Origin of the sequence: Erwinia sp. PPS120, from assembly GCF_047918655.1 — a bacterium.
GTDB lineage: Bacteria > Pseudomonadota > Gammaproteobacteria > Enterobacterales > Enterobacteriaceae > Erwinia > Erwinia tasmaniensis_A.
The window spans coordinates 273331-299344 of the sequence record NZ_JBLREF010000014.1; the positions used below are offsets into that span (position 1 = coordinate 273331).

At 58.0% G+C, this 26014-nt stretch carries 28 protein-coding genes; 7 read left to right on the top strand and 21 right to left on the bottom strand.

Going from position 1 to position 26014, the window contains the following annotated elements; all coding sequences use genetic code 11:
* Positions 1-19: 19 nt before the first annotated feature.
* The 8 genes from ACLRGG_RS09595 to ACLRGG_RS09630 form a co-directional block, all read right to left on the bottom strand.
* Positions 20-307 carry a YqjK-like family protein gene (locus ACLRGG_RS09595; RefSeq protein ID WP_067704012.1) on the bottom strand — a complete coding sequence of 96 codons (288 nt, stop codon included), beginning with the start codon at positions 305-307 and terminating at the stop codon, positions 20-22.
* The gene (locus ACLRGG_RS09600; RefSeq protein WP_067704009.1) at positions 304-699 is read right to left on the bottom strand and encodes a phage holin family protein; all 396 of its coding nucleotides are present in this window, start codon (positions 697-699) and stop codon (positions 304-306) included. Before ACLRGG_RS09600 ends, ACLRGG_RS09595 begins: the two co-directional genes overlap by 4 nt.
* Position 700: 1 nt before the next feature.
* On the bottom strand, positions 701-1006 hold the full coding sequence (locus tag ACLRGG_RS09605; RefSeq protein ID WP_067704006.1) for an ElaB/YgaM/YqjD family protein: 306 nt from the start codon (positions 1004-1006) through the stop codon (positions 701-703).
* 41 nt (positions 1007-1047) lie between these two features.
* A complete protein-coding gene (locus ACLRGG_RS09610; RefSeq protein WP_416249531.1) occupies positions 1048-1422 on the bottom strand; it encodes a DUF1090 domain-containing protein in 375 nt (124 codons plus the stop codon).
* A 171-nt stretch (positions 1423-1593) separates the two neighbouring features.
* Positions 1594-1980 (bottom strand): EnvZ/OmpR regulon moderator MzrA, encoded by a 387-nt coding sequence (mzrA, locus tag ACLRGG_RS09615; protein WP_416249532.1) that lies wholly within the window; start codon positions 1978-1980, stop codon positions 1594-1596.
* A 5-nt stretch (positions 1981-1985) separates the two neighbouring features.
* Positions 1986-2657: a DedA family protein gene (locus tag ACLRGG_RS09620; RefSeq protein ID WP_416249533.1), complete on the bottom strand. Its 672-nt coding sequence runs from the start codon at positions 2655-2657 to the stop codon at positions 1986-1988.
* Positions 2658-3013: 356 nt separating this feature from the next.
* Entirely contained in the window at positions 3014-4249 is a 1236-nt protein-coding gene (sstT, locus tag ACLRGG_RS09625) for a serine/threonine transporter SstT (protein WP_416249598.1), read from the bottom strand.
* Positions 4250-4400: 151 nt separating this feature from the next.
* Entirely contained in the window at positions 4401-5366 is a 966-nt protein-coding gene (locus tag ACLRGG_RS09630) for a TerC family protein (RefSeq protein WP_416249535.1), read from the bottom strand.
* 365 nt (positions 5367-5731) lie between these two features.
* Between ACLRGG_RS09630 and ACLRGG_RS09635 the strand changes: the two genes are divergently transcribed.
* Together ACLRGG_RS09635 and ACLRGG_RS09640 are read left to right on the top strand one after the other, a co-directional pair.
* Positions 5732-7447, top strand: coding sequence for a chloride channel protein (locus tag ACLRGG_RS09635; RefSeq protein WP_416249536.1), 1716 nt, complete (start codon positions 5732-5734; stop codon positions 7445-7447).
* 341 nt (positions 7448-7788) lie between these two features.
* Positions 7789-8013 carry a hypothetical protein gene (locus ACLRGG_RS09640; RefSeq protein WP_416249537.1) on the top strand — a complete coding sequence of 75 codons (225 nt, stop codon included), beginning with the start codon at positions 7789-7791 and terminating at the stop codon, positions 8011-8013.
* 218 nt (positions 8014-8231) lie between these two features.
* Here ACLRGG_RS09640 and ACLRGG_RS09645 read toward each other — a convergent pair whose 3' ends face one another.
* From ACLRGG_RS09645 to ACLRGG_RS09655, 3 genes are all read right to left on the bottom strand, one after another.
* Positions 8232-9086 carry a YsnF/AvaK domain-containing protein gene (locus ACLRGG_RS09645; protein WP_416249538.1) on the bottom strand — a complete coding sequence of 285 codons (855 nt, stop codon included), beginning with the start codon at positions 9084-9086 and terminating at the stop codon, positions 8232-8234.
* Between the two features lie 26 nt (positions 9087-9112).
* Positions 9113-9520: a YsnF/AvaK domain-containing protein gene (locus ACLRGG_RS09650; RefSeq protein WP_416249539.1), complete on the bottom strand. Its 408-nt coding sequence runs from the start codon at positions 9518-9520 to the stop codon at positions 9113-9115.
* Between the two features lie 422 nt (positions 9521-9942).
* Positions 9943-10443: a M48 metallopeptidase family protein gene (locus ACLRGG_RS09655; RefSeq protein WP_416249540.1), complete on the bottom strand. Its 501-nt coding sequence runs from the start codon at positions 10441-10443 to the stop codon at positions 9943-9945.
* Positions 10444-10524: 81 nt separating this feature from the next.
* On the opposite strand from ACLRGG_RS09655, the gene rlmG reads away from it, so the two are divergent.
* Positions 10525-11652, top strand: coding sequence for a 23S rRNA (guanine(1835)-N(2))-methyltransferase RlmG (gene rlmG, locus ACLRGG_RS09660; RefSeq protein WP_416249542.1), 1128 nt, complete (start codon positions 10525-10527; stop codon positions 11650-11652).
* On the opposite strand, the gene ACLRGG_RS09665 is transcribed toward rlmG, so the two are convergent.
* Positions 11639-12385 carry a purine nucleoside phosphorylase YfiH/LACC1 family protein gene (locus ACLRGG_RS09665; RefSeq protein ID WP_416249543.1) on the bottom strand — a complete coding sequence of 249 codons (747 nt, stop codon included), beginning with the start codon at positions 12383-12385 and terminating at the stop codon, positions 11639-11641. The genes rlmG and ACLRGG_RS09665 overlap by 14 nt on opposite strands.
* Before the next feature lie 123 nt (positions 12386-12508).
* Here ACLRGG_RS09665 and ACLRGG_RS09670 point away from each other — a divergent pair, with 123 nt between their 5' ends.
* Entirely contained in the window at positions 12509-13321 is an 813-nt protein-coding gene (locus ACLRGG_RS09670) for a 5'-nucleotidase, lipoprotein e(P4) family (protein ID WP_416249544.1), read from the top strand.
* Between the two features lie 90 nt (positions 13322-13411).
* On the opposite strand, the gene ACLRGG_RS09675 is transcribed toward ACLRGG_RS09670, so the two are convergent.
* Positions 13412-15421, bottom strand: coding sequence for an oxidoreductase (locus tag ACLRGG_RS09675; protein WP_416249545.1), 2010 nt, complete (start codon positions 15419-15421; stop codon positions 13412-13414).
* Between the two features lie 178 nt (positions 15422-15599).
* Here ACLRGG_RS09675 and ACLRGG_RS09680 point away from each other — a divergent pair, with 178 nt between their 5' ends.
* Both ACLRGG_RS09680 and ACLRGG_RS09685 read left to right on the top strand, forming a co-directional pair.
* Positions 15600-16919 (top strand): gluconate:H+ symporter, encoded by a 1320-nt coding sequence (locus ACLRGG_RS09680; protein WP_416249546.1) that lies wholly within the window; start codon positions 15600-15602, stop codon positions 16917-16919.
* Complete coding sequence (locus ACLRGG_RS09685; protein ID WP_416249547.1) at positions 16903-17148, top strand: hypothetical protein; 246 nt, start codon at positions 16903-16905, stop codon at positions 17146-17148. Before ACLRGG_RS09680 ends, ACLRGG_RS09685 begins: the two co-directional genes overlap by 17 nt.
* Here ACLRGG_RS09685 and ACLRGG_RS09690 read toward each other — a convergent pair.
* The 8 genes from ACLRGG_RS09690 to galB are packed head-to-tail and all read right to left on the bottom strand — an operon-like array spanning position 17132 to position 24623.
* Positions 17132-18457: a c-type cytochrome gene (locus tag ACLRGG_RS09690; RefSeq protein ID WP_416249548.1), complete on the bottom strand. Its 1326-nt coding sequence runs from the start codon at positions 18455-18457 to the stop codon at positions 17132-17134. The genes ACLRGG_RS09685 and ACLRGG_RS09690 overlap by 17 nt on opposite strands.
* Positions 18454-20067, bottom strand: coding sequence for a GMC family oxidoreductase (locus ACLRGG_RS09695; RefSeq protein WP_416249549.1), 1614 nt, complete (start codon positions 20065-20067; stop codon positions 18454-18456). Before ACLRGG_RS09695 ends, ACLRGG_RS09690 begins: the two co-directional genes overlap by 4 nt.
* Positions 20060-20671, bottom strand: coding sequence for a sugar dehydrogenase complex small subunit (locus tag ACLRGG_RS09700; protein WP_416249551.1), 612 nt, complete (start codon positions 20669-20671; stop codon positions 20060-20062). Before ACLRGG_RS09700 ends, ACLRGG_RS09695 begins: the two co-directional genes overlap by 8 nt.
* Before the next feature lie 31 nt (positions 20672-20702).
* Positions 20703-21161 (bottom strand): GlcG/HbpS family heme-binding protein, encoded by a 459-nt coding sequence (locus tag ACLRGG_RS09705; RefSeq protein ID WP_416249553.1) that lies wholly within the window; start codon positions 21159-21161, stop codon positions 20703-20705.
* A gap of 1 nt (position 21162) precedes the next feature.
* Positions 21163-22071, bottom strand: a complete 909-nt coding sequence (locus ACLRGG_RS09710) for an NAD(P)-dependent oxidoreductase (RefSeq protein WP_416249600.1) — start codon at positions 22069-22071, stop codon at positions 21163-21165.
* On the bottom strand, positions 22071-23171 hold the full coding sequence (locus ACLRGG_RS09715; protein ID WP_416249555.1) for a 4-oxalomesaconate tautomerase: 1101 nt from the start codon (positions 23169-23171) through the stop codon (positions 22071-22073). Before ACLRGG_RS09715 ends, ACLRGG_RS09710 begins: the two co-directional genes overlap by 1 nt.
* A 1-nt stretch (position 23172) precedes the next feature.
* The gene (locus ACLRGG_RS09720) at positions 23173-23886 is read right to left on the bottom strand and encodes a 4-carboxy-4-hydroxy-2-oxoadipate aldolase/oxaloacetate decarboxylase (protein ID WP_416249557.1); all 714 of its coding nucleotides are present in this window, start codon (positions 23884-23886) and stop codon (positions 23173-23175) included.
* Positions 23883-24623, bottom strand: coding sequence for a 4-oxalmesaconate hydratase (gene galB / locus ACLRGG_RS09725; RefSeq protein WP_416249602.1), 741 nt, complete (start codon positions 24621-24623; stop codon positions 23883-23885). The genes ACLRGG_RS09720 and galB overlap by 4 nt, the downstream gene beginning before the upstream one ends.
* A 127-nt stretch (positions 24624-24750) precedes the next feature.
* Here galB and ACLRGG_RS09730 point away from each other — a divergent pair, with 127 nt between their 5' ends.
* Complete coding sequence (locus tag ACLRGG_RS09730) at positions 24751-25986, top strand: LysR family transcriptional regulator (RefSeq protein ID WP_416249559.1); 1236 nt, start codon at positions 24751-24753, stop codon at positions 25984-25986.
* Positions 25987-26014: the final 28 nt, after the last annotated feature.

A 26014-nucleotide genomic window follows, 5' to 3' on the forward strand; every position in this document is an offset into this window, starting at 1 on the left:
TCGGACTGAAAGGCAGACTTCAACGATTAGGAAGATAATTGCGTACAACGCGCCAGGTGCTCCAAAGGCCCAGACCGCGTTTTGCCCAACGGGTAATGCGACGGGGATGGCGAACGGACCAGATGGCCATCAGGCCACTACCGACTACGGCAAAGCGTCGCAGGCTGACCAGCTTAAGCCAGCCACGGTCGTAGCGAGCGGTGGCTTCCAGAAACAGCTTTTTTTCAGCGCTTAAGTCGAGCCGCTGTTGCTGTACCAGACGCAGCAGCTCCGCTTTATGTTCGGCACGTTCCCGGCTGCTGCTCATTTTTCTTCCTCCAGCAGCTTACGATCGGATTTCAGCTCTTTACGAGTGGCATTCAGCAGCGTCGAGCGGCGTGATTTCGCCAGCGTCCACAGGCCGAAAATAACCGCCAGTCCAAAGAGTACGCCGGTGGTGATCGCCACGGCCATCAATCGATACTGCGGGCTCACCGCCCAGATAATGAGGATCATCAGGCTCATCAGGCCAAATGCGGTAAAGAGCATAGTCAGGCCGGTCATCAGAAGCATTTGAATGAGATTCGCTTTCTCTTCTTCAAGCTCCACGACCGCCAGCCGGACGCGCGTTTCTACCAGGCCTACCAGCGTGGTGACCAGACGCTGCCCAATGTTAATGACCCCTTTGCCGGGGCCCTGGCTTTGCTGAAGATTTGCCATCTTAACGACGCGTCAGCAGGACACCGAGCACCACACCGATTGCGGCACCGATACCCACGCTGGTCCATGGATTTTCACGCACGTAAACGTCGGCCTGATCGGCTACTTCACGTGAGGTCTGTGCAATACGCTCGCCGGAGTCGCCAAGACGCGCACGCGTATCTTTTAACGCACTCTGCGCTTTGCTGCGAAGCTTATCCAGTTCGGATTTAGATTTTTCGCCAGTATGGCTCAGAACTTCTTCCAGCGTATCCGCCAGGGTTTTCAGTTCGGCACGCAGATGCTCAGATGTGGTGTCTTTAGACATAACAAACTCCTTTAAATTTTGTTGTGAGAGTCATGCAGCGCTTAATAGCGAGCCGCCTGAACTTCCTTTAATTCGCGCTTTGCTTCTGCCAGTTTCTGTTCACGCCGGGTAATTTTTTTACGGTCATCGCCATCCGCCTTTTCTTTATCCAGCTCTTTCTGCCGCTCTTCCACTTTCTGCTGATGTTCTTTGATCTTCTCCTGATGGAGCGATTTCAGTTTTTCATCCGTGCAGCCAGCGCGGGCTTCAGTCAGAGCCCGTTCCAGTCCGTTTACGCGACGTTGATTGTCGTGCTGGCGGGCCAGATCGATCTCATGCTGAATAGCCTGCTCTTTTTGCTGGCAAAGTGAGACAGCCGCATGTGAGAAAGTGGTCAGAGTTAACAGGCTTAAGCCGAGAATCGTGCGGTATTTCATATCAGATTTTCCTTTCTAATTTTGGTGCCGCAGAAACGACACCTATGCTCCCGTCATGGCTATCCGGGTGAGTCTGGCTTAGTAAGCATAGTCAGAAATCCTGAAAAGCTCAAAAAGAGAGAATATTCTTAGAGATAGACTGCAAAAATTGCCGGAGACAGGGTGTAAATGTTAGCCAACGGCCTGTTTATTCTGGCTGAGGCGGCGCATCCATTCACTTGTGCCCGGCGCGTCTGGCCGGCCAATACTGAAACCATAGGGCAACAGCTCATGGAGCACCTTTTCCGCAGCATTACTTTGCTCAACGGAGTCAAATTTTATCAATAATGCATTGTTATCCGGGGTAATACTTTTGATATGTATGCCCTCCGCATTGAGCCGCTGATAAACGTAGAAGCCATCGGGCAGCGTAATGCCCTGCCGTGAAGCGCGGATTTGTAGCGCACTTTCGCTTTGAAACAGCGTGGGCAGAAAAAAGATCGCCACCAGCGCAGCCGCGCCCAATAAAAGTATCGAAACTATCCGCGTAGTCGCGCAGGATCTGAGAAATTTGCGCATCCGGATTATCCCTTATTAGCATCAGAGCAAGTTTTTTTCCGCCACAACACGTACAGCGATCCTGCCAGTCCGAAAACCAGCAGCACCAGGGGCAGCAGCATCAGACAGAACATCAGCTGATCTTCGTATTTTAGAAAAAGTGGCGTTTTGCCGAGCGCGAAGCCTGTCACGGTGAGGATTAAGACCCACAGCAGCCCGCTCAGCCAGTTAAATAGCTGAAAGCGCGCATTGCTCAGGCCGGACAGGCCAGCAATGGTGGGCAGCAGCGTGCGGACAAAGGCGATAAAGCGGCCAACCAGCAGCGCGGAAAGGCCGTGGCGATGAAACAGGCTGTGCGCACGCTGATGGTACTGAGCGGGAAGATGCGACAGCCACTTTTGTACGGTCGCCGTATTGCCCAGCCACCGGCCCTGAATATAGCTCACCCAGCACCCCAGGCTGGCGGCAGTGGTCAGAATAAACAACGTCATGGGGAAGGTCATGGTGCCCTTAGCGATCAGCACCCCAACCAGAATCAGCAGGCTGTCGCCCGGCAGGAACGCCGCGGGAAGCAGGCCATTCTCAAGGAATAAAATCATAAACAGCACCGCGTAGATTGCCCATACCAGCGTCGGATCGGCCAGCGAATTATAATCCTGTTGCCAGAGAGCCTGTATCAGTGCTTTAAAAATATCCATAAGGTATTCCTGAACATCATTGTTAGCCGTGTTCGGGCGGTGTCCGTCACAAGGAGCTTATTAGTATAATAGTGAGTACGTAACTGAGCTAAACAAAGCCAAAAATCTCCGAAACCTGGCAGGGGATAAGGCATCGCGCCCCTTACGGTAAGTAAGGAAATGCCGCTAAATGTAACAAAATCCCGACAGGTGAGACAGCATAAACTCTTTGCCAGAATGTTTTACAGGGGCGGGCGGTGAGCGGAAAGGCGCTTTACACAGACTGACACTTAAGAAGAGTCTCTTACGTGGCGCGTGCCAGGTTGATGCGAAAGAGGTGAAGCGGTCGGGACAGATACCCGACCGCGCTGGCGAGATTAAAGGCTTTTTTGCTGTTCCCGCCGATCTTCTGCCATGCAGGCGGCGGCGGTAAACAGAATATCGGCGGAGGAGTTCAGCGCCGTTTCGGCAGAATCCTGTAGCACGCCAATAATGAAGCCGACGGCCACCACCTGCATGGCAACATCGTTAGGAATACCGAACATATTACAGGCCACCGGGATCAGCAGTAGAGATCCCCCTGCCACGCCGGATGCGCCACAGGCACATATTGATGCGACCAGGCTAAGCAGAATAGCCGTTCCGCTATCAACGTGGATCCCCAGCGTATGGACCGCTGCCAGCGTCAGCACGGTAATGGTAATGGAGGCGCCAGCCATGCTGATATTCGCCCCAATAGGAATAGAAACGGTATAGGTGTCCTCATCCAGCTGGAGCCTTTTCGCCAGGGCCATATTTACCGGAATATTGGCCGCTGAGCTGCGGGTGAAGAACGCGGTCACGCCGCTTTCGCGCAGGCAGGTAAATACCAGAGGATAAGGATTGCGGCGGATTTTCCACCAGACCAGCAGCGGGTTAAACACCAGTGCCATCAGCAGCATACAGCCCAACAGCAGCGCCAGCAGGTGGGCATAATTCCACAGTGCCGCAAAGCCGGTCGAGGCGAGGATCGAAGCGACCAGGCCAAAAATCCCCAGCGGTGCAAAGCGGATGACGATGCGCACCAGCCCGGTAACGGCCTCTGAGGCATCGTTAAGAAAGGCGCGCGTGGTATCGCTGCTGTGGCGAAAGGCAAAGCCAAGACCGATGGCCCAGACCAGTATGCCGATGTAGTTGGCGTGCATCAGCGCATCAATGGGGTTAGCCACCATGCTCATCAGCAGGCTGTGCAGCACGGCAAGAATGCCGGAGGGCGGGGCGATGGTCTGCCCCTGGTCGGCCAGCGTCAGCGTTTGTGGAAACAGGTGGCTAAAGACGACTGCCACGACGGCGGCAAAGAAAGTGCTCAGCAGATAAAGTACAATAATGGGGCGGATATTGGTTTTTTGCCCCTGCTGATGGTTCGCAATCGAGGCGATCACCAGCACCATCACCAGAATGGGGGCGACGGCCTTAAGCGCGCTAACGAACAGCTCGCCAAACAGACCTGCTGCCAGCGCATTCTCCTTCGAAAACCACGCCAGCGCCATTCCCGCGAACAGGCCGATCATAATCTGTGTAACCAGACTTCCCTGCATCAGGCGCTGGAGTATCCCCGCGCGTTCTTTTCCCATATTCATATTAAACAACCAGCTTAGTAGTGTGATCCTGATGCGCGTCAGCGTCGTCTGCGCTGAACATAGCGGCATTCTCGAGTTTGCGCTGAGGAGTATAAGGAAATGTCATGGCAGGGGAAGTGAAAAGTGATCCTGCCATTCCGGATGATTATCCCGCTTTGCGACGACTGCGCTGGTTAATCCAGGCGTTGATCAGCAGCGTTACTGTCAGAATCCCGCCGACCGTCGCCAGCGAGGCCGCCACCGGAATGTGGTAGAAATCGACAATCAGCATTTTGATGCCGATAAATACCAGCACTACCGCCAGGCCATACTTCAGCATGGAAAAGCGCTCCGCCACGTTAGCGAGCAGGAAATACATGGCGCGAAGGCCCAGAATGGCGAAAAGGTTGGAGGTCAGCACGATAAAGGGGTCGGTGGTAACCGCGAAAATGGCCGGAATGCTGTCTGCGGCGAAGATCACATCGCTGATTTCAACCATGATTAATGCCAGCAGCAGCGGTGTGGCATACAGTAATCCCTGACGACGGATAAAGAACTTCTCGCCCTCCAGTCCCTCCGTCATGCGCAGGTGACCACGCAGCCAGCGAATCAGCGGCTTCTCTCCCGCCGGTTGGTCGTCCTCTTTACCCGGGAGAGCCATCTTAACCCCGGTAAACAGCAGAAAGGCGCCGAAGAGGTAGAGCACCCAGCTAAATTCGGTCACCAGCCAGCTGCCGGCAAAAATCATCAGGGTGCGCAGGATAATCGCGCCAAGCACGCCGTAAATCAGCACTCGCCGCTGCAATGCGGGGGGAATGGCGAAGTAGCTGAACAGCATCAGCCAGACGAAGACGTTATCCACGGCCAGCGCTTTTTCCAGCACGTAACCGGTCAGAAAAGCCAGTGTCTGGCGATGTGCCACATCAGGTCCGGCGGTTGCCTGCAAATAAGCCCAGAGCGCGGCGCTGAATAACAGCGAAACGGTCACCCAGATAAGTGACCAGACGGCTGCCTGTTTGAAGGTCATGGTTTGTGCGCCGCGTCGGCCCTGGAGAAACAGGTCGATGGCAAGCATAATCAATACGATGGCGGCGAAGCAGCCCCAGAGAAGCGGTGTGCCCATGGTGTGCATAGCGCGGTATCCTGTATAAAATAAAAATGGCCAACGTTGGACGACGTCAGCCACAGTATTTTTGCTGTATGCAAACCTCGCCTTACGGCAAGGTCTCACTTACAACACAGGATGGGATCCTGGATGCCCGGTAACCGGGTGCGTACGCACCGTATTGACGATTAGCCGGCAATGAAGTTACTCCCCTTTGCTGAGGCAGACGATAAGGAACCGTGACAGAAAGGTCAACACTCTTCAGTCATATTTAGACATATTTACAGAATCACCTGGCGGCGGCAGGCGCATTGAGCCGAGGAGGGTTTGATTTTTGCCGTCACCTCTCCCACGATAAGGGCTGAAGGCGGAGCAGGGGATAAACGAGACTTATGACGACGGGCAGCAGACACGTACTTAAGACGGGCAGCGGACACGCGCTTAACTGGACCAGCATACTGGTCGCCATCCCGGTAGGGTTTGCCGCCACGCTGGTGACGCTGGGGTTCAGACTGGTCATTGAACTCATCAACTCGCTGCTGTTTGGCAGTAAGCAGGATGTCACCCAGGCTATTGCCGTTTATCCGGCTTACCTCTGGCCGCTGATCGTGGGCGTCGGCGGCCTGTTAGCCGGATTTTTCCTGCGCTACGCCACGGCTATTGAGAAAAAAGAAACGGTGCGCACCGACTATCTGGAAGTGATTAACGCCAGGCTGGATGCCGTACCCACGAAAACATCGCTGTTCCGCGCGCTCTCCTCGATCGCCAGTATTGGCAGCGGTGCATCCATTGGTAAAGAGGGGCCAATGGTCCAGCTCTCGGCGCTGGCGGGTAGCCTGATGGGCCGCTTCTGCTTTCCGCGGCTGGCATTAAGAAACAGTGACATTGTGGCGATGGCCGCCGCCGCTGGCCTCTCCTCAGTTTATCATGCGCCGCTGGCGTCGGCGATTTTCGTGGCGGAGATCGCATTTGGCATTTCGGCGCTACAGCGGCTTATTCCGCTGATTATCTCCTCCGGCGTGGCGGTACTTACCCTCTGGACGCTGGGCTACCGCTCGGCCATCTATCCTTTCTCACACGCTCAGTTTGACCTGACGCCCGGAAATATGCTGCTGACCGTCGTGGTAGGCTTGCTGGCCGGGCTGGTGGGCGGCGGGATGATTTGGCTGATCCAGCAGAGTCGACAGCGCTTCAGCCGGGTGGCAAGCCTGCCGCTGCGGCTGGGGCTGGGTGGGCTGATTGTTGGAGCGATGGCGATAGCCACCCCGGCCATTCTCGGTAATGGCTATGAAGTGATTGTGGCGATCATGGCCGGTGGCTTTATGATTAAAGGGCTGGTGATTTTGCTGGTGCTGAAAATGCTCGCTACCGCCATATCGGTCGGATCTAACGCCGTGGGCGGCCTGTTTACTCCGTCGCTGTTAACGGGTGCGGTTCTTGGTGTACTGGTGGCGATGCTGGCGAGGCTGGCAGGTTTTCCGGTCAGCGATCCGGTGATTTTTGCCGCTGTCGGCATGGGGGCGGTACTGGCCTCAGTAAGTCAGGCTCCCCTGATGGCGATGCTGATGGTGCTGGAGATGACCCTCAACAGCAGCCTGCTGTTCCCGACGATGATCGCCTGCGTGCTGGCGACCATGACGGCTTACCGACTCCAGGTTACCAGCACCTATCCGGTGGTTAAAAACCACTTTAGCCGTTCGGATGCGAAGTTCGATTTCGACAACGGCATTATCTCACAGTTTATCGTCTCCGGCGCGGCGCTAAAGCCTGAGGATCCGGTGGGCAAGGCGCTGGCGGTCAGCACGCTAAAGCGTGAGCGATTTGTCTACGTTATCAATGACAGCGGGCAGTTTATGGGAGCCGTCTCTATTCACGATATTTCCCATAAGGTTCTGGATAAAGAGATCACGCTGGAATCACCGGTTAGCTGCGTAGTGGATGCCAGCTTTCCCACCGTTTATGAAAACCAGACCATTACCCAGGGATGGGAGGCCTTTGCCCGGGTTACGCTGGAACGGCTGCCGGTGCTGAATAATCCACAGGAACGGAAATATCTCGGCGCGCTGACCAAAACCAGCCTGATCCAGAAGGCGGAGGCGTTTCTTTAAGCCTGCTGATCACCGCCGGGGCAGTTTATCACTGCAGGCTGAGCCGGCGCAGCCCCTTCTGTTCCTTTCCGTCCAGAAGCGCTTCCTTTTCTCCTCTTCTGAAGCTGACCTGCCTCATCAGCCGTCAGCTTTCAGGGGCTGTCGCAGAGAACTTTATCCCTTTTTGCTGCTTAAGCACTGAACTGAATTATCGCACATCCGTTAAACAGAGCAGACTTTGCAGAAAATGAGCGATCACGCCCTCTTTCGGCAAGTGAAGTTTTATCGTTACTTATCTGGAAGCTGTCAGCATAAAATATCGTAAATGGGAAAGCTGTTTTATGACTTTATCGAAAATCAAAATGAAAAAGGTGCTTTCCCAGCATATTGTCCTAACCGCAGCCCTGAGTAAAAAGCCTGAGGAGGTGCGCTATCTTGAGCAAAACAGAAGGGCAGTGATCAACGATGAGATGCGCGCCCTTAACAAAGCGATTCGCAACATTGTTGGCTACTCTGAACCCGGCGGAATGACTCTGCAGCATTTCCACCGTAAACGGTTGAGAGAGCATGATTTATATAAAGATTAAACCGCTGAACCGCTGAACCGCTGAACCGCTGAACCGCTGAACTGGCCGCGCCGTAGGTGATGCTGGCCAGTGACGAAGCCAGCTACATTTCTGGCGCGACGATTGCCATCACCGGCGGCGTCGCCGTTATCTGATAACAATGTGCGCGCTCCCAAAGGAAGCGGCGCACTGTTTTCATCAGTCTTCACTACCCCGCGAGGGGCGCGGGGTAGGGCTGCTTAAAATTTCTTATCGACTGGCGGGGTGTTAAGACGCGTTTCTTTATCGTGCTCAACTTCCACTTCCTGACGACGTACGCTGTCCTTAACGGTTTCGGTACGCGCAGTTTCTTCACCGCGAAGACCGACTTCTTCTTTCACACGCGTGGTCTTCTCGATGGTTGGGATCTCATGGGACTCTTCAACCTCAATGGTTTTATCAGACCAGTCAACGTCGTTCAGATAGGCAGGCTCATCGACTGCGCGACGGAAAACTTCAGCGTGCTGATCGTACAGTGAAACGTCTTCTGATACTTCGTCTTCTACCGTGTAACGACGAAGGCGAACGGAACCATCGCTGACCTGACGTTTACCAATGGCCACTTCTTCTTCCGCAAGCTTCAGCGCATCGCGGTCGGTTTCAGGACCTTTACCCGCTGGCGTGGCGATGGGGGTCTGCGCGGTAGCAGTAGAAGAGAGCGAGCCAGGCGTCGTACCGAGGTCATTAGTTTCTCCGGCAAATTCGCCGCCGGTCAGCGCGCCACGGTGGGTGGACAGCGAAGAGTAGTCGGCTGCAAAGGCGCTCAGCTCATGCTCAATATGGTCGGCCTGGTCTTTTGGTACTTTTACCGTCAGCAGGACGCCGCCGGAGCGCAGCGCTTTGCTGTACTCGGTTGCATAGTTATCATCAACATCCGTACCAAACAGACGCTGCCAGAAGCTTGGATGGCGAATCTCTTTATCTTCGACCTGTAATCTTTTACCTGAAATAATATCGATATTTTTTTCAGCAATACCTTCGACGATCAATTTTTCTTTCGCCGCTTCTGCCTGTTGAAGTTGGTTGAATGCGGTTACGATTTTTTCATGTGACATAAATGGATCCTCGTAGATTGATTAAATCAGGTTTCTTCTTTCTCGATAGTGACTTCCTGATTACGCAGAGTAATGCTCTGCCTGAAATTTTCTGTTTTGCTGCGCTTATGGATATGAATTTCTTCCTTAAGCACGTTTCGACGGACAATTTCTACCTGTTCCTCAATGACGGGAATAATAAGTACATCCCCTTCCTGACGAACCTGCGGTGAATCGTTTTCACCCAGCACCTGATTGATGGCGACATGTCGAATGTCGACTTCATCGTGCGACAGCTCGGCTTCAAGTCGCTCTTCACTGACGTGTGTCGTGCGATGTATGCGGTACCTCGCGTCGACGCTGCGTTCTTTAGAGATTTTCACCTGCTCTTCAGCCAGCTGCATTTTATCTACGCCTTCAGCGTATTCATCCAGCGGCTCGTTTTTATTTCCCATATGGTTAACCTTAGTGAGAATATTTAAAAATTCGCCATCGGGCTGAACGCGTATTTAATTCACCGCTTCGGTATAACGTCCTGCACGTTTTTAACTTTAGCAAGAAATGCTCATGGCGCGAGTTTAATTGGCCTTTCAAATGTAACAACTTGTAATTTGTTTTTAATTAGCGCGTCGCTTAGGAATGCTCTTATTTTATAGCACATAACTGAATGATTCTGATAAATTAATGTCCCAAAGATAATTATGAAAAAAATTATTTAACGTTAGTTGATAAAGCGCTTAAGAGAATTATATAGCGGAATTTATATTTATTTAGGTGCCCTGTAGTACCATTTAAAAAAAGAGGAATAGCGTAACGGTGTGGTTTAAATACAGAATTACCGTATTCCCACACCTGTAGCCCTGTTCAGAACAGCGCTTTAGCTCTCCCGGCCACGCAGCGCCTGTTCGGTAAGCCATAGCCGGGTGTCAAACTCCAGCTGGTGATACTGCGGCTCCATATGGCAGCAGAGCTGGTAGAAACTCTTGTTATGATCCTTCTCTTTTATATGCGCCAGCTCATGGACCACGATCATTCGCAGGAAAGCCTCAGGTGCCTGTTTAAATATTGTGGCGACGCGAATCTCGGCCTTAGCTTTTAGCTTACCGCCCTGAACCCGGGAGATGGCGGTATGCAGCCCAAGCGCATGCTTCATCACCTTTATTTTACTGTCGTAAATCACCTTGTTGAGCGGGGGCGCGTTGCGCAGCGCCTGGGTTTTTAGCGTCAGCGCGTAGTCATAGAGCGCGCGGTCGCTGGTGATGGCGTGCCCCTCAGGATAGCGCTTGCGCAGGACCTCCCCCAGCCGCTGCTCAGCGATCAGCTGGCGAACCTGTGCCAGCAGCGACTCGGGATACCCCTGAAGATAAATCAATGACATGGCTGCTCCTGCAAGAAAAACGTTTACTGTCGGCCCGTTTTAGGGGATAAATCGCGAGAATTTTACCACGCCGGAGATCCCATGAGCCAACTCGAACTGAGCCACCGCACGCTGACGCTGCATCGTTTTCCCCAGATGCGCGAAGAGAGTCCGCTGCAGGCCTGGGACGCCGCAGATGAATATCTGCTGAAACACCTTGAGAACTCAGCGATCGGTGGCCCCACCATCCTGTTTAACGATACCTTCGGGACGCTGGCCTGCGCCTTACAGGGCGATGACCTGTACAGCGTCAGCGATTCTTATATCAGTCAGCAGGCGACGCGGCAAAACCTCTCGCTGAACGGGATGGATGAAGGCGAAGTGCGCCTGCTGGACAGTCTGTCACCCTTGCCTGCGGCGCCCGCCCGCGTGCTGATTAAAATCCCCAGGACGCTGGCCCTGCTGGAGCAGCAGCTACGCGCCCTGCGCAGCGTGGTTACCCCTGACACGCAGGTGATCGCCGCGGCCAGAGCGAAGGATATTCACACTTCGACCCTGCAGCTGTTTGAACGGGTGCTGGGGCCAACCACCACCTCGCTGGCGGTGAAAAAAGCGCGCCTGGTATTCTGTACGCCCGATCTGCCGCCGCTGGCCGAAGGAGACGTGACCCACGTCTGGCCGCTGGAGGGCACCGATTATCAGATCCACAACCACGCGAACGTCTTTGCCCGCAGCGGTCTGGACGTGGGTGCGCGTTTCTTTATGGCGCATTTACCGGAAAACGTTGAGGGTGAGATGGCAGACCTTGGCTGCGGTAATGGCGTAATTGGTCTGACGGCGCTGGCGCAGAATCCCGCGGCTGAAATGCATTTTATTGACGAGTCTTATATGGCGGTCGCCTCAAGCCAGCTTAATGTCGCGACCAACCGTCCGGACGACCTGACCCGCTGTCATTTTGCCGTCAATAATGCGCTGGCCGGATTCCCCTCCGACCGTCTGCATGCGGTGCTGTGTAACCCGCCGTTTCACCAGCAGAACACCCTGACCGATCACATTGCCTGGCAGATGTTTCGCGACGCCCGTCGCTGCCTGCAGTACGGCGGTGAACTGCGTGTGGTCGGCAATCGTCACCTGGACTACTACCGCAAGATGAAAAAGCTGTTCGGCAACTGCACCACCGTCGCCTCACATCAGAAATTCGTCATACTGCGTTCGGTTAAGCTTCGCTAAATCCGCCATTTCCTGACGCCTGTCGTCGTGAGATCCACGAAAATCGCTGTTCATAGCCATGATGAAAGTGGCTATTGCGGCGATAGCTCGCCTGCTCTTCCGCCATACAGTAGGTGCAGATCTGACTTAACTCGATCTGCGCTTCCGGTACGCCTTCGCGCATCGCCATGCGTTTTGCCAGCAGCGGCAGGTCAAACCAGACCCCCTGGGTGGTCCCTGCGGCCTGAGCACGCCGCGCGTGGGGGTTGGCAGGCTGCAGAGGGGAGAAGGGCAGCAGCGGCGCAAGGCCGTGCGGGTTTTCCTTCGCCGTACGGGCAATCAGATCCTCTCCCAGCTCATAGCAGCAGGGGCCGATGGCCGGGCCAATCGCCATAAACAGGCTTTCCGGCCTGGCGCCCTGTTCACACAGGCGACGAAGGGTATTGATCAGCACCCCCTTCAGCGCGCCGTTCAGGCCCGCGTGGACGGCGGCAACCTGGCGCTGGCGGGTATCGGCAATCAGAATGGGCAGGCAGTCGGCGGTGTATACGGCCACCGGACGCGTTCCGGTAGCGATCAGCGCATCCGCTTCGCGACTTTTTACCGGCAGCGCGTCGCTGTCGGGCACCACCACGGCGGTATGGCGCTGGAGATTGTAGATGGCATTCGCCTGGGGCCGCTCTCCGGCGGGCAGGAAGGCGTGATCGAGCCAGTCGAAGGACGAAAGCAGCGGTGAGTGCCAGACGGGGGTCATAGGGTTTCCTTATCGGTAGCCAGCAGGAGAACAATCTCTTCACATTATGCGTGAAATGCGACATTTTAAGGCGTTATTTCACCCCTCCTTCTTAAACTTTCAGACAGGGAAACGCCAGTGAGAATGAAGATTAACAGAACAGGTTTAACCGGGGCCGCCCTGCTGGTCGCCCTGACGCTGTCCGGCTGCGCCAGCCAACAGCAGGATGCCGCCGATCGGCTTAATCAGCAGTCGGTGATGGCGTTAAACTGGTTCCAGCAGTCGGGAGAGTACCAGGCGCTGGCCTGGCAGGCGTTTAACTTTGCCACGCTTGCCTTCGACCATGCCGCGTCACTGACCGGCAAGCCAAAAGCGGTGATCGTCGATCTGGATGAAACGATGATTGATAACAGCGCCTACAGCGCCTGGCAGGTAAAGGCTAACCAGCCGTTTGACGATAAAACCTGGTCCGCGTGGACTCAGGCGCGTCAGGCGACGGCGATACCGGGCGCGGTAGAGTTTGCCAACTACGTTAACAGCCACGGCGGCACGATGTTTTACGTCTCAAACCGCGACGGTCAGGACGCCGCTGCCACGGCGGATAATCTGAAGCGGCTGGGCTTTACCGGCGTAAATGACAAAACGCTAAGGCTGAAAACCGACAGCTCCAACAAACAGGCGCGTTTTGATGCCATCCGTGCGGAAGGCTACAACGTAGTGCTTTATATCGGCGATAACCTTAACGACTACGGCACCGCCACTTACCATCAGGGCAACGCCCAGCGCCGCGCCTTCGTGAATCAGAACCATCGCCTGTTTGGCACCCAGTTTATTATCCTGCCGAACCCGCTTTACGGCGACTGGGAAAGCGGGCTGGCACAGGGTTATAACACACTGACGCCGGCGCAAAAGCTGCAAACGCGCGACGCGAACCTTAAGGCGTGGAGCGACAAATAAAAGCCTGTGCCCGGGCCGGACCCGGGCTTTACCGCCTTGTCCCCTGCGCATCTCTCGTTTACAGATTCAGCCCCGCCCGTCATCGCCCGCTTATAGACTCAGCGCCAGCGCGGTAGCCTGGGCAATCGCCCGACGGGCATCCAGCTCCTGCGCCACGTCGGCCCCGCCAATGACGTGCAGCGTTTTCCCCGTCGCTCGCAGTTCGCTGGCCAGCGGCCGATAAGGCTCCTGCCCGGCGCAGATCACGACGTTATCAACAGCCAGTACTTCGTGCAGTCCGTCACGCAGAATATGCAGGCCCTCATCGTCGATCTTCAGGTATTGCACGCCGCCCCACATCCTTACGCCGTGCATATGCAGCGTGGCTTTATGGATCCAGCCGGTGGTTTTGCCGAGGGTGGCTCCCGGCCTGCCGGTTTTACGCTGCAACAGCCAGATCTGGCGGCGGGAGGAGGACGGGCGTGGCGCAGTCAGCCCGCCGGGCTGCTGTAGCGTCTGGTCTATGCCCCACTGCTGGCAGAAGGCCGCCACGTCCAGGCTGGGTGACTGGCCGTGCTGGCTCAGATACTCTGCGGTGTCAAAGCCAATCCCGCCCGCGCCGATAATAGCAACGCGCTGGCCTACCGGCTTTTTATCGCGCAGAACCTCCAGATAGCTCAGCACCGAAGGGTGGTCGATGCCGGGGATCTGCGGCGTGCGCGGTGCCACCCCGCTGGCCAGCACCACCTCATCAAAATCCGCCAGCATTCCGCTGGTCGCCGTCTGATTAAGGCGCAGCGTGACGCCGGTGAGGGTCAGCTGACGCTGGTAGTAGCGTAGCGTTTCGGCAAACTCTTCCTTGCCGGGGATCTGTCTGGCGATATCGAACTGGCCGCCAATCACGGGTGCGCTGTCGAACAGCGTCACCCGATGACCGCGCAGGGCGGCATTGACCGCAAATGCCAGCCCCGCCGGGCCCGCGCCGACCACCGCCAGCGATTTAATCTGCGTAGCCGACGTCACCGGCATTTCAGTTTCGTGGCAGGCGCGGGGATTTACCAGGCAGGAGGTGACGTTGCCAGCAAAAATCTGATCCAGACAGGCCTGGTTGCAGCCAATGCAGGTATTGATTTCATCGCTGCGACCCTGCTGCGCCTTACTGACCCACTGCGCGTCGGCCAGCAGAGGGCGCGCCATAGAAACCATATCGGCGCAGTCGTCATCCAGCAGGGCCTGCGCCACGGCGGGATGATTAATACGGTTGGTGGCGATCAGCGGCACGCTAACGTGCTGACGCAGCAATTTGGTGACCCAGCCGAACGCGGCGCGCGGAACCGACGTGGCGATGGTAGGAATACGGGCTTCATGCCAGCCGATACCGGTATTGATCATCGTGGCACCCGCTTTTTCAATCGCCTGCGCCAGCTGCACCGTCTGCGGCAGGCTGTTGCCGCCCGCCACCAGATCCAGCATCGACAGGCGATAAATAATAATAAATTCGCGTCCCGTCGCTTCGCGCACCGCGCGGACGATCTCGACGGCAAAGCGCATCCGGCGGGGATCGTCACCGCCCCATTCATCGTTGCGCTGATTCGTCCGCGCCGCCAGGAACTGATTGATCAGGTAGCCTTCGGAGCCCATGATTTCAACTCCGTCGTAGCCCGCCTCCTTCGCCAGCGCGGCGCAGCGGGCAAAGTCACCAATCAACGCCAGAATATCATCATGATTCAGCGCCGCAGGCCGGAAAGGGTTGATAGGGGCCTGAAGGTCGGAAGGGGCCACCAGCGAAGGCTGATAGCTGTAGCGCCCGGCGTGCAGGATCTGTAGGGCAATTTTTCCCCCGGCGCGATGAACCGCCTCGGTGACCGGGCGGTGGCGCGCCAGCTGGTCAGCATGATTCAGAATGGCCGCGCCCGGCATCACCACCCCCTCCGGCGAGGGGGCGATGCCGCCGGTGACGATTAGCGCCACGCCAGCCGCCGCGCGGTCGGCATAGAATGCCGTCAGTCGGCGCGGCCCATTTTCATGCTCTTCCAGCCCCGTATGCATGGACCCCATCAGGATGCGGTTTTTTAACTGGGTAAAGCCCAGATCCAGCGGAGAAAAAAGTGAAACGCTCACAGGCCCCCCCTGAGCGTAAGTGGTCGGATGAGTTAACTCTAGCGATGAAAAGCCTGTTCGCAACAATCTGTTAACCGGAGTGTGATGCGCGCCCAACAATTCAACAGAGAAAAGGGCAGACGAAGCCGCAGGAGTCTACACCTTAACTATCCAATGCTAACGCTTTCAGGGAACTGCGATGCCCATTACCTTTATTGTGCTTGGTGTGATCCTGCTGCTGGTACTGATGATCGTCTTCAAAGTGAATGGCTTTATTGCGCTCATTTTTGTTTCTGCCGTGGTGGGCGTGGCTGAGGGCATGACGCCGCTGGCGGTCATCGCCTCGATTCAGAAGGGCGTCGGGGGCACGCTGGGCAGCCTGGCGTTGATTCTGGGCTTTGGCGCCATGCTCGGCAGGCTGGTATCGGACACCGGTGCCGCGCAGCGCGTGGCCACTACGCTGATAGCCGCCTTCGGCAAGGCGCGCCTGCAGTGGGCGCTGGTGGTAACCGGGCTGATCGTCGGGCTGGCGATGTTTTATGAGGTGGGATTTGTGCTGCTGCTGCCGCTGGTGTTTACCATTGTGGCGGCCGCACAGCTGCCGCTGCTCTACGTTGGCGTGCCGATGGTGGCGGCGCTGTCGGTCACCCACTGCTTCCTGCCGCCGCACCCCGGCCCCACGGCAATCGCCACGATATTTGGGGCCAACATCGGCACCACGCTGCTGTACGGCCTGATCATTACGCTGCCGACGGTGATTATCGCCGGGCCACTTTTCTCCCGCTTTCTGAAAAGCTTTGAGCACAGCCCGCCGGAAGGACTGTTTAACCCGAAAATCTTTGAAGAGCATGAAATGCCTGGCTTCTGGACCAGCATTTTTGCGGCGGTGATCCCGGTGATCCTGATGGCGCTGGCGGCGATTTGCGAGCTGACAATGCCGAAAGAGAACGCGCTGCGGCAGTTTTTTGAGTTTGTCGGTAATCCGGCGGTGGCGCTGTTTATCTCGGTGGTGGTTGCCGTGCTGACGCTGGGGCTGCGCAACGGTCGGAAAATGGAGGAGGTGATGGATATCTGCGGCAGTTCGATCGCGGCCATCGCCATGATCCTGTTCATCATCGCCGGGGGCGGGGCCTTTAAGCAGGTGCTGGTGGACAGCGGCGTAGGCGACTACATTGCCAGCCTGATGAAGGGATCGTCGCTGTCGCCGCTGCTGATGTGCTGGACGGTCGCGGCGATGCTGCGCGTGGCGCTGGGATCGGCAACGGTCGCGGCGATCACCACTGCCGGTATCGTTACGCCGCTCGTGGCGATCACTCACACCGATCCGGCGCTGATGGTGCTGGCGGTGGGATCCGGCAGCGTGATCGCCTCTCACGTCAACGATCCGGGCTTCTGGCTGTTTAAGGGCTATTTCAATCTTAGCCTGGTCGAAACGCTAAAAACCTGGACGGTGATGGAAACCTTGATCTCCTTCCTGGGGCTGGCTGGCGTACTGATTATTAATGCGATTGTTCATTAATGCCCCCTATCGCATGATGCCCGGCATTCTCCAGCAGATCGTGCACAGTGGTGATGGATTCACGATGATTCACTTCGCACTCAACGTGCCTGATGAAGTCTGGCAATCCCGCCTGTACGCTCCTTATGCAACGGACTTGCCTGATTATTCAGCAGTGGAGCAGTGTACCCCGATCGCGCGTTATTTCGCTGAGCCGGGCGCAGACGAGGGCGTTAAGGTCGTTGGCTAAGGTTAATCAGAGTACCTTCGCTGTAAACCGGCGGCGTGGGCAGTTTTGATCCCTTACGGCAGGCGGCGACCTGCTTTTCGCTGACCTTTGCCGCTGCCGGATTGCCGAAGCGCAGGCTGACGTAGTTACTGATATCTGCTATCTGCCGATCGCTCAGCTCAGAGGCGAAGGCGGGCATCAGGATTTCTCCCTGCGACGTATGCCGCCGCACGCCATTTAAGATCACCGATACAACATTCCGGCTGTCGGACGCGCCGGTAGTGGTGTGGTGATAAAGCGAAGGATAGGCTCCAAAGCCGCTGCCAGAACCGCTGCCCTGCGCGCCGTGGCAGCTGGCGCAGTTACCGGCATACAGCACAGCGCCCGGCTGCGCCAGACGCTGCTGCTCGCTGGCGCCGCGTAGCCCCATCACCCGCCAGTCGGGTTGTCCCCACTGGCTGCGTGGCCGGGTTTGCGTCTTATCCCCCTCTGGCTTTACCGAGCGCAGATAGTCGGCGATATCGCGCAGATCCTGCTCCGGCAGATGCTGCATACTGTGCTCGATCGCCTCGGCCATCGGGCCAGAAGCGCTGGCGCGACCGGCCACATAGCCGGTTTTCAGGTACTGAACCAGCTGATCCTCCGTCCAGTCACCAATGCCTGCATTAGTGTCCGGCGTAATATTCCAGGCGATCCAGCCGCCGAGATCGCCGCCCGCCAGCGGACGATCGTTATCCATGCCTAAGGTCAGCGTTCGCGGCGTGTGGCAGGTACCGCAGTGGGCCAGCGCCTCCACCAGATAGCGGCCATTATTCCACGCTGCGCTCCGCGTCGGATCCGGCTGCAATTCACCGCGATCGAGGTTAAACCACTTCCAGACGCGCAGTCCCCAGCGCTGATTAAAGGGAAAGGGCAGATGCGTTTGCGGTGAGGGCTGGTGAACGCCGGGCTGCGAGAGGATCCAGGCGCGGATCGCCAGCACATCGTCGCGGCGCATTTTACGGAATGCATCATAGGGCATGGCCGGATACAGCTGTTGGCCGTCTGGCGCCACGCCCTCGCGGACCGCCGCGACAAACTGATCTTCGCTCCAGCCGCCAATGCCGTACTCCGGGTCTGAGGAGATATTGCTGCCGTAAATCTGTCCAAACGGCGTACTCACCGCAAAGCCGCCACCCAGCGGCTTGCCATGGGTGGCGGTATGGCAGGCCAGGCAGTCAGATGCGGTAGCCAGGTACGCCCCGCGCGTAATTTGCGCCTGGTCCGCCTGCGCCTGAAAGCTTAACAGCAGGGGGATAAGCACAAGAAGAGCTGTTAAGGGCAGTTTCATCCGGCACCTCTGAGCGTTTTCAACACGTTGTCCGCCATCATTAGCGCCAGCGCGGTGCCGGTCAGGGTGGAGTTGACCGTGGCGCAGGAGGGCATGATCCCGGTACCGGCAATAAACAGGTTGGGATGATCGTGCGCACGACACGCCGCATTGACCACCGAGTTCTCAGGATCGTTGCCCATGATCATCGTGCCGGTAATATGCTGGTTGTTGTCGTAAACGCCGCGCGGACTGAATGCGGCGTCGCGGCCACCCATCTGCGCCACGATGCGTTTAAAATCAGCGGCGGCCTGGTCATAGCCGCGATGAACGTACTGCGGAAAGCGGTAGTAAACCTCCAGCTTTGGAATGCCCCAGGCATCTTTCTTCGTTTGACTGAGCGTGACGCGGTTGTCCGGCTCCGGCAGCATCTCCAGCAGCGACTTCAGCAGGACGAAGCGCTCTGCCTGCCAGCGCAGCTTCTCGTTCAGGGCTTTACCGTAGAAGCCCTGACGTACCAGACGCTCGGTCAGATAGCGCACCGGCGAGGTGTTTGCAAAGTCAATGCGCACTGCCGAGCGCGTGCGGCGAAACGCGCCTTCGCGCAGGTTATTGATACTCCCCGGTCGCATCGGGCCGCGGCCAAACCAGATCGGTTCATCAGCATAGAATTCCACCGACGATCCGGGGTGATCCATCAGGTTGCGTCCAACCATGCCGGAGCGATTAGCAATACCCTGCGGATGGTGCGAGCTGGTGGAGAGCAGCAGAATTTTCGGGCTTTCCAGGCCGTTAGCGGTCAGCACAAAGCACCGGCCGGTGACGCGGTGGCTCTCCCGGTTGCGGTCGAGATAATGCACCGCCTGGATCCGTCCCTGCGGATCGGACTCGATGCGGTACACCACCGCGTTGGCAACGACCCGCACACCCGCATCAAGGGCTTTGCGCGCCGAGATGCCGCCGTGGTACTGCGCATCAATCGGGCAGATGGGCATACAGTTGTTATTGCCGCAGCAGGCGGGACGGCCATCATAAGGCTGACTGTTGCGGGCCTGCGGGCCAATACCCACCTCATAGCCCAGCGGAGCAAGACGCTGTTTGAGCCGCTCAAAGCCATAGGGCAGCGGGATACCGGGCAGCGGGTAGGGGCGCGATCGCGGCGAGGAGAGATCTGCGTCACCGGAGACGCCCATCTGATATTCGGCCTCGCAGTACCAGGGTTCAAGCTGCTGATAGCTGATGGGCCAGTCACGGCCCACGCCGTACAGCGAGTGCAGCCGCATATCGCTGGGCATCAGGCGAAATGCCTGTCCGGCCCAGTGCCAGGTGGTGCCGCCGATCCCGCGCAGATACTGCGCACGGTAGGGATCCGGGCCTTTCTGGATCAGATATTCATTATCCACCGGGATAAACCTGGGCTGCGGCGCCCAGGGCTCGGGCGGATAAGGTTCGGTAAAGTCGCCTTTAAACGGGGAGTTACGGAAGTACTCCACCGCCTGATCCCTTTTGATTTCAGGACCGGACTCCAGCATCAGCACCGAAGCACCCGCCTTCACCATTTTCAGCGCCGCCAGAGAACCCGCAATACCGGCACCAATCACGACCACATCTGCGCTTAATGATTCAGCCATGCAGACTCTCCTTTGTCATATGCTGACGGCCAGTCGGGTAACCTTTTTCGGCGGCGAGGGTCTGCGCTGGCGGATTAGCGTTCGTGGCGAGAGGCTGCCCGGCCACCTGGCTTCCTTCTGCCGGGGGCTTGGTCCAGAAATTGGGTGCGCCGGGGGCATAGCTGGGCGGAAGAAGGGAGTCTCTGACCAGCCGGTAGCTGACGATATTTTCAAAACCGATGCAGCGAGGATGCTCACGCCCGACCACGCCGAGATACCAGCCGGAGATCAGCATATGGGCCAGAGCCTGAAGGTCAGGGGGAAGCGACGCGGGTAGCGTCTGCCCGTGCTCCTGCGCCAGCAGCGCGGTGAGGCGGTCAATACTGTGGTCAAGGTCCTCAACCGTGGCGTGTAGCCAGCGGTGCAGGCGCTGCGCCAGCACCGGGTCCGGGCTGAGGGTGCCGGTTAGCTGCCGGGAAAGCAGAAGAAAATTATCCGGTAACAGAAAGGCCTGCGCCTGCGGTGCAGCAGCGATAACGGCGCCGCCCGGTAACCACCGGGTCAGGACACCGGCAGCCAGCAGTCCCGCTGAGCTGGCCAGAAGTCGACGACGTGTAAGGGGCATGGGATGAGTCCTTAAGTACATGTTGTCCGGGTCAGTGCAGCGAACGGGCTGCGGATTCCGACGCCTGATTATCCAGTTCCTGTTGGGGTGTACTGACGCCAACGGCGCCGACAACATCACCTTTAAGAGAGAGGGGGTAACCTCCACCGAGTGCCACAGCCTGCGGGATCGCCAGCACGGTGGTTTCTCCTTTTTGCAGACGCTGCATCATTTTCAGCGACGGGGTGTGATAAAGGGCCGAGGTGCGCGCCTTGGCCAGCGAGGCTTCTACGCAGCCGGGCGGTGCGCCATCCAGCCGCTGAAAGGCCAGCAGCAGGCCATCGCCATCAACCACGGCGACGCAGCCGGTACTGTGCGCCGCTGCCAGCGTGGATTTCACCTGCGCGATCACCTGCCAGGCCTGATCCGCATTAAGATCTGATGCGGAGGCTGCCTGACTACCGCCCGCTGCTGCCATTAGCAGGGTGGCGGCAAGTAAATGCTTTTTCATCTCATCTGTCCTTAAATAATATATCCAGGGTATGCTGCCAGTTGAAGGGCGTAAGCTGCTGATAAGTCAGCTTACGCTGACGCAGGCCGTCCACCAGGCCCTGTTGCGTGGTGACAATCCCCTGACTCATAGCGGGATCCACACCGACATCTGCCAGCGTTTTTGCCACTTCCTGCATCTCCTCTGCTCTGCGCTGGCCATGCTCGGCGACGCGGCTGATCAGGTAGTCCGGCAGCGCATCGTTCCAGCCCAGCGAGGGAAAGCTGGCGTGCAGGGAGGCCAGCACCGGCTGTTCAACGCCATAGCGACGGGCGGCGCTCAGACACTCGGTGGTCAGCGCCTCCAGGCCTTTGATCATCACGCTGCGACACATCTTTATTGCCGAGGCTTCGCCCACCTGCTGACTCTGAAAGCGACTGTTTAACCCCAGCGCCTCCAGTTTATGGGTTATTGCCTCGGCCTCCAGGCCTCCAATCAGCAGCGGTGTGGCCAGGCGCTTAGGCGGGACGGGCGACATCACGGCCACATCAATATAGTCGGCACCGCTGGCCTGGACCTGTACGGCAGCGGCCTGTTTGGTCGCCGGGGAAACAGAGTTCAGATCGAGAAATACCTGTCCGGGCTCCAGCAGCGCGGCGGCTTCAGTGGCGACCGCCAGCGCCTGGGAGGCAGTAACGGTAGAGAATACCAGCGCGGCATGGTCCAGCGCCTCCGCCAGCGATCCCGCCACCCGCACGCCCGCCCCGGCCGCTTTTTGTCGCAGCCCGGCCTGCTCGTCCGCCAGCGATTCGGCCTGTGCGGACGGAGTGATAAACTTGCGATCCCAAACGGTGACTACGGCGCGATCGGCCAGATCCGCCGCGAAAATGCCCCCGGCCTCGCCAAAGCCGATAAAGGTAATATTGATCATCATGGCGCTCCGTGGGTGTCTGTCGCTGGCCAGACGGCGGCCGGGATCAGCACCTCGCCGTCAAAGATCGACCTGGCCGTGCGCAGTAACCCTGCACCAGTCAGCGTCATCTGCTCGTCGCGCTGCAAAATAACGCTAAATTCGCCGCTGGGATGCTCAACGCTCAGGCGCTGATCGCGCGCGTCGCTGATACGCGCCAGCCCTTCGGCCACGCTTCCCGGCAGCAGGCAGGCGCTGGCAATACTGACCGCGCCCAGCACTCCGATCGAGGCATGGCAGCGGTGAGGAATAAAGGTCCGGCTGCAAATTGCGCCGCCCTCGCGCGGTTCGGCCAGCAGGCTCATTTTAGGCACGGTTCGCTGACTCACATCCCCCAGGTTCATCAGCGGACCGGCCTGCAGGCGAATGGATTCCAGACGTCGCTTCAGCGTCTGGTCAGCGTCCAGCTGCTCGCGTGATTCATAGCCGCTCAGGCCGAAATCGGCGGCACGCAGGATCACCACCGGCATGCCGTTATCAATGCAGGTGATATCAACACCCTCAACAGTGTCGCGCACGTTGCCGGTGGGCAGCAGCGCGCCACAGCTGGAGCCGGCAATATCACTGAAGTTCAGGACAATTTCCGCTGCCGTACCCGGCACGCCGTCAATTTTCAGCGCGCCGTCGTAGCAGACTTCGCCGTCCGGGGTGGCGACCTGGGCCGTCGCTATCTGGCCGGTATTTTCCATAAAAATCCGCACGTCGGTAGTCTCGCCAGCCGCTTTCACCAGCCCCCGCTCCAGCGCAAAGGGGCCAATGGCCGCCAGCACGTTGCCGCAGTTTTGTCCGTAATCCACGCTGGCGCGATCTACATTAACCTGGGCAAACAGATAATCCACGTCGGCATCATCCCGCTGGGAAGCACGTACGATGGCGACTTTGCTGGTCAGCGGATCGCCGCCGCCCAGCCCGTCGATCTGCCTGATATCCGGCGATCCCATTACCGCCAGCAGTACGCGATCGCGAAGATCCCTGTCTTCCGGCAGATCGTCGGCAAGAAAACAGGCGGCTTTAGAGGTGCCCCCCCGTATCAGCAGGCAGGGCAGGCGGCGCTGGCGCATATCAGTTCTCCAGATCGTCGAGGGTGTCCACATAGCGCAGGCCTTTTTCAGCCAGCCGGGGGCGCATTTGATAGATATCCAGCCCCAGCTCGCCGGAGGCCATGCGCGCGCGCTTGCTCTCCTCCAGCGCTTCACGTTTAGCGGCGTTTTCTGCGGTACTGGCGGCCTCTGCACGACGCACCACCACCACACCGTCGTCGTCGGCGACGATGACATCGCCAGGCCAGACCAGCTGGCCGGCGCAAACCACGGGGACGTTGACCGATCCCAGCGTCTCTTTTACCGTGCCCTGGGCATAAATGGCGCGGGACCAGACGGCAAAACCCATCTCACGCAGCGTTTTGCTGTCGCGAATGCCGTGGTCGGCAATCAGGCCCTGCACGCCGCGCGACTGCAGGGAGGTAGCGAGCAGATCGCCAAAGTAACCGTCAACGCAGGGGGAAGTGGGTACGGCAACCAGAATATCCCCCGGCTGGCACTGCTCGACCGCCACGTGAAACATCCAGTTGTCGCCGGGTGCCAGCAGAACGGTAACGGCGCTGCCCGCAATGCCTTTATTCTGCTGAATCGGACGGATTGCCGCATCCAGCAGTCCTTTTCGACCCTGCGCTTCATGTACCGTCGCAACGCCATATCCGGCCAGCGCGGCGATATCACGCCCGTCCGCCCGTTCGATATGACGCACCACGACCCCTTTTTTACCGATCGCACTCATGCCAGATCCTCCGTCACACGCGGGAAAATACTCTGGTAGCCTTCGCCGTAAATAATATCGCGGGTCGAGGTGATGCCAACGTTGCGTTTCGCCTGCACGCCGCGCTGCTGCGCCACGCGGGTGTAGTATTCCCACAGATGTTCCTGCCCGGCCATACACTGGATAGCGGCATATTTTTTATCCCAGACGGGGGTGATATCCAGCAACACATCCGGCTTCCAGCTGCACTGCTCTGGCTGATGAGGTTCAAAGCAGTAGACCGGTGGCGCGCCGACAATTTTTTCGCCGGGGCGGTATCCCTCTGCCTGAGCGATAATGCGGGCCTCCTGCGCCAGGTTGTTGGCCAGCGGATGGTCGTAGTTATAAGGATCGTGCAGTGAATGCGTCAGCACAAAGTGCGGCTGGACCCGGCGATAGACGTCTGCCAGGCGGAACAGGGCCTCTTTATCCGCACGCAGCGGATAATCGCTCATATCAAAAAATTCTATGCTGGCACCAAGAATGTCTGCGGCGGCCAGGGCTTCGGCGCGGCGTGCCGTTTTAACTTTCTCTTCGGTCATATTGCCTTTACGCCACAGCTTCGCGGATTCGCCGCGTTCGCCAAACGACAGGCAGACCACGTGCACCTGATAACCCTGCTGCTGATGCAGGGCGATGGCCCCGCCTGCTCGCCAGACGAAATCAGCGGAGTGTGCACTAACGACCAGAGCTGTTTTAGGGGAAGTGATTTCAGTCATCATCGGGTTCCTTTGCGTTTTTTTTTATGCTGTCACTCTGGTCGCAGGCGGGATAATTCATTTGATTGCAGCAGGTATGCGTTTTATTTATAGTGCCTTAATTCAGCCGGGCAAAAGAGGGCAGGGTATGACGCCAAATATAACCGGGCATGAGCCAGTAAATCTGATGCAAATCAGGGCATTTTGTCAGGTGGTTACGCAGGGCAGCGTCTCGCGCGCGGCCGATGAGTTATTTCGTACCCAGTCGGCAGTCACGCGATCGATTCACGATCTGGAGCAGCGTCTTGCGGTGCCGCTGTTCGAGCGCCACTCCGGCGGCATGATGCTGACCGACTTTGGCAAGTGCATTCTTCCGCGCGCGCGCCGGGCGATTGAAGAACTGCATTCCCTGCCGCGCCTGCTGGCGAAACTGCTAAGCAGAAGCAGCCGCAATGAGTCAGAACCGCTGTGGTTATTCAACGTCCGCCGGCTGCAAATTTTTATCACTCTGTGTCAGACCAATCATATGCAGTCGGTTGCGCATCTGCTGGGTCTGAGTCAGCCCGCCGTCAGCGCTGCGCTCAAGGTGCTGGAGAACGGCGCGGGTATCCCCCTGCTGGAACGCACGCCTCACGGCATGGTGCCTTCGCTGGCGGGGCGCGAGATTGAACCCAATATTCGCCGCGCGCTGAATGAGCTGCGGCATATCCCAGCCGATATTGCCGCGCGCAAGGGCAATCTGGTCGGCACGGTGCGGGTCGGGGCGCTGCCCCTAGGGCGCACCCGGCTGCTGCCCCAGGCGATTATCCGGCTGACCTCGCGGTATCCCGGTATTAAGGTGGTAACCAGCGAAAGCGCCTGGGGGATGCTGGCCGCGGAGATGCGCGCCGGTGAAATCGACTTTATTTTCGGTGCGCTGCGCAACAGCGAAGAGCAGCAGGATATGACCAGCGAGACGCTGTTTGGCGAGGAGATGGTGCTGGTGGCCCGCCCCGGCCATCCGCTGAGCCAGCATCCCTGCGACAGACGTGCACTGCGCGAGGCGCGCTGGGTGCTGCCACGTTCGCATACGCCTGCCCGCCGACTGCTGGATACCTGTTTTCAACGGATGGGGATCCCCGCCCCCGACCCGGTGGTGGAAAGCGGCGATCTGGCGCTGGTGCGCGGGCTGCTGCGCGACTCCGATATGCTGGCGGCGGTTTCCGCCCACCAGCTGGAAGTTGAGCTGGCCTCAGGCGAGCTGGCCGTGCTGCCGATAGCGCTACCGGCTACCGGCAGGGCTATCGGTCTCTGCTACCGTACCGGCTGCCTGCATTCGCCCGCCGCCGATGCGTTAATTGTCTGCCTGCGTGACGTCTGCGGCGACTATCCGTCAGAGGCATAGCGCCCGGTTGAACGGCCAGACGCTAACG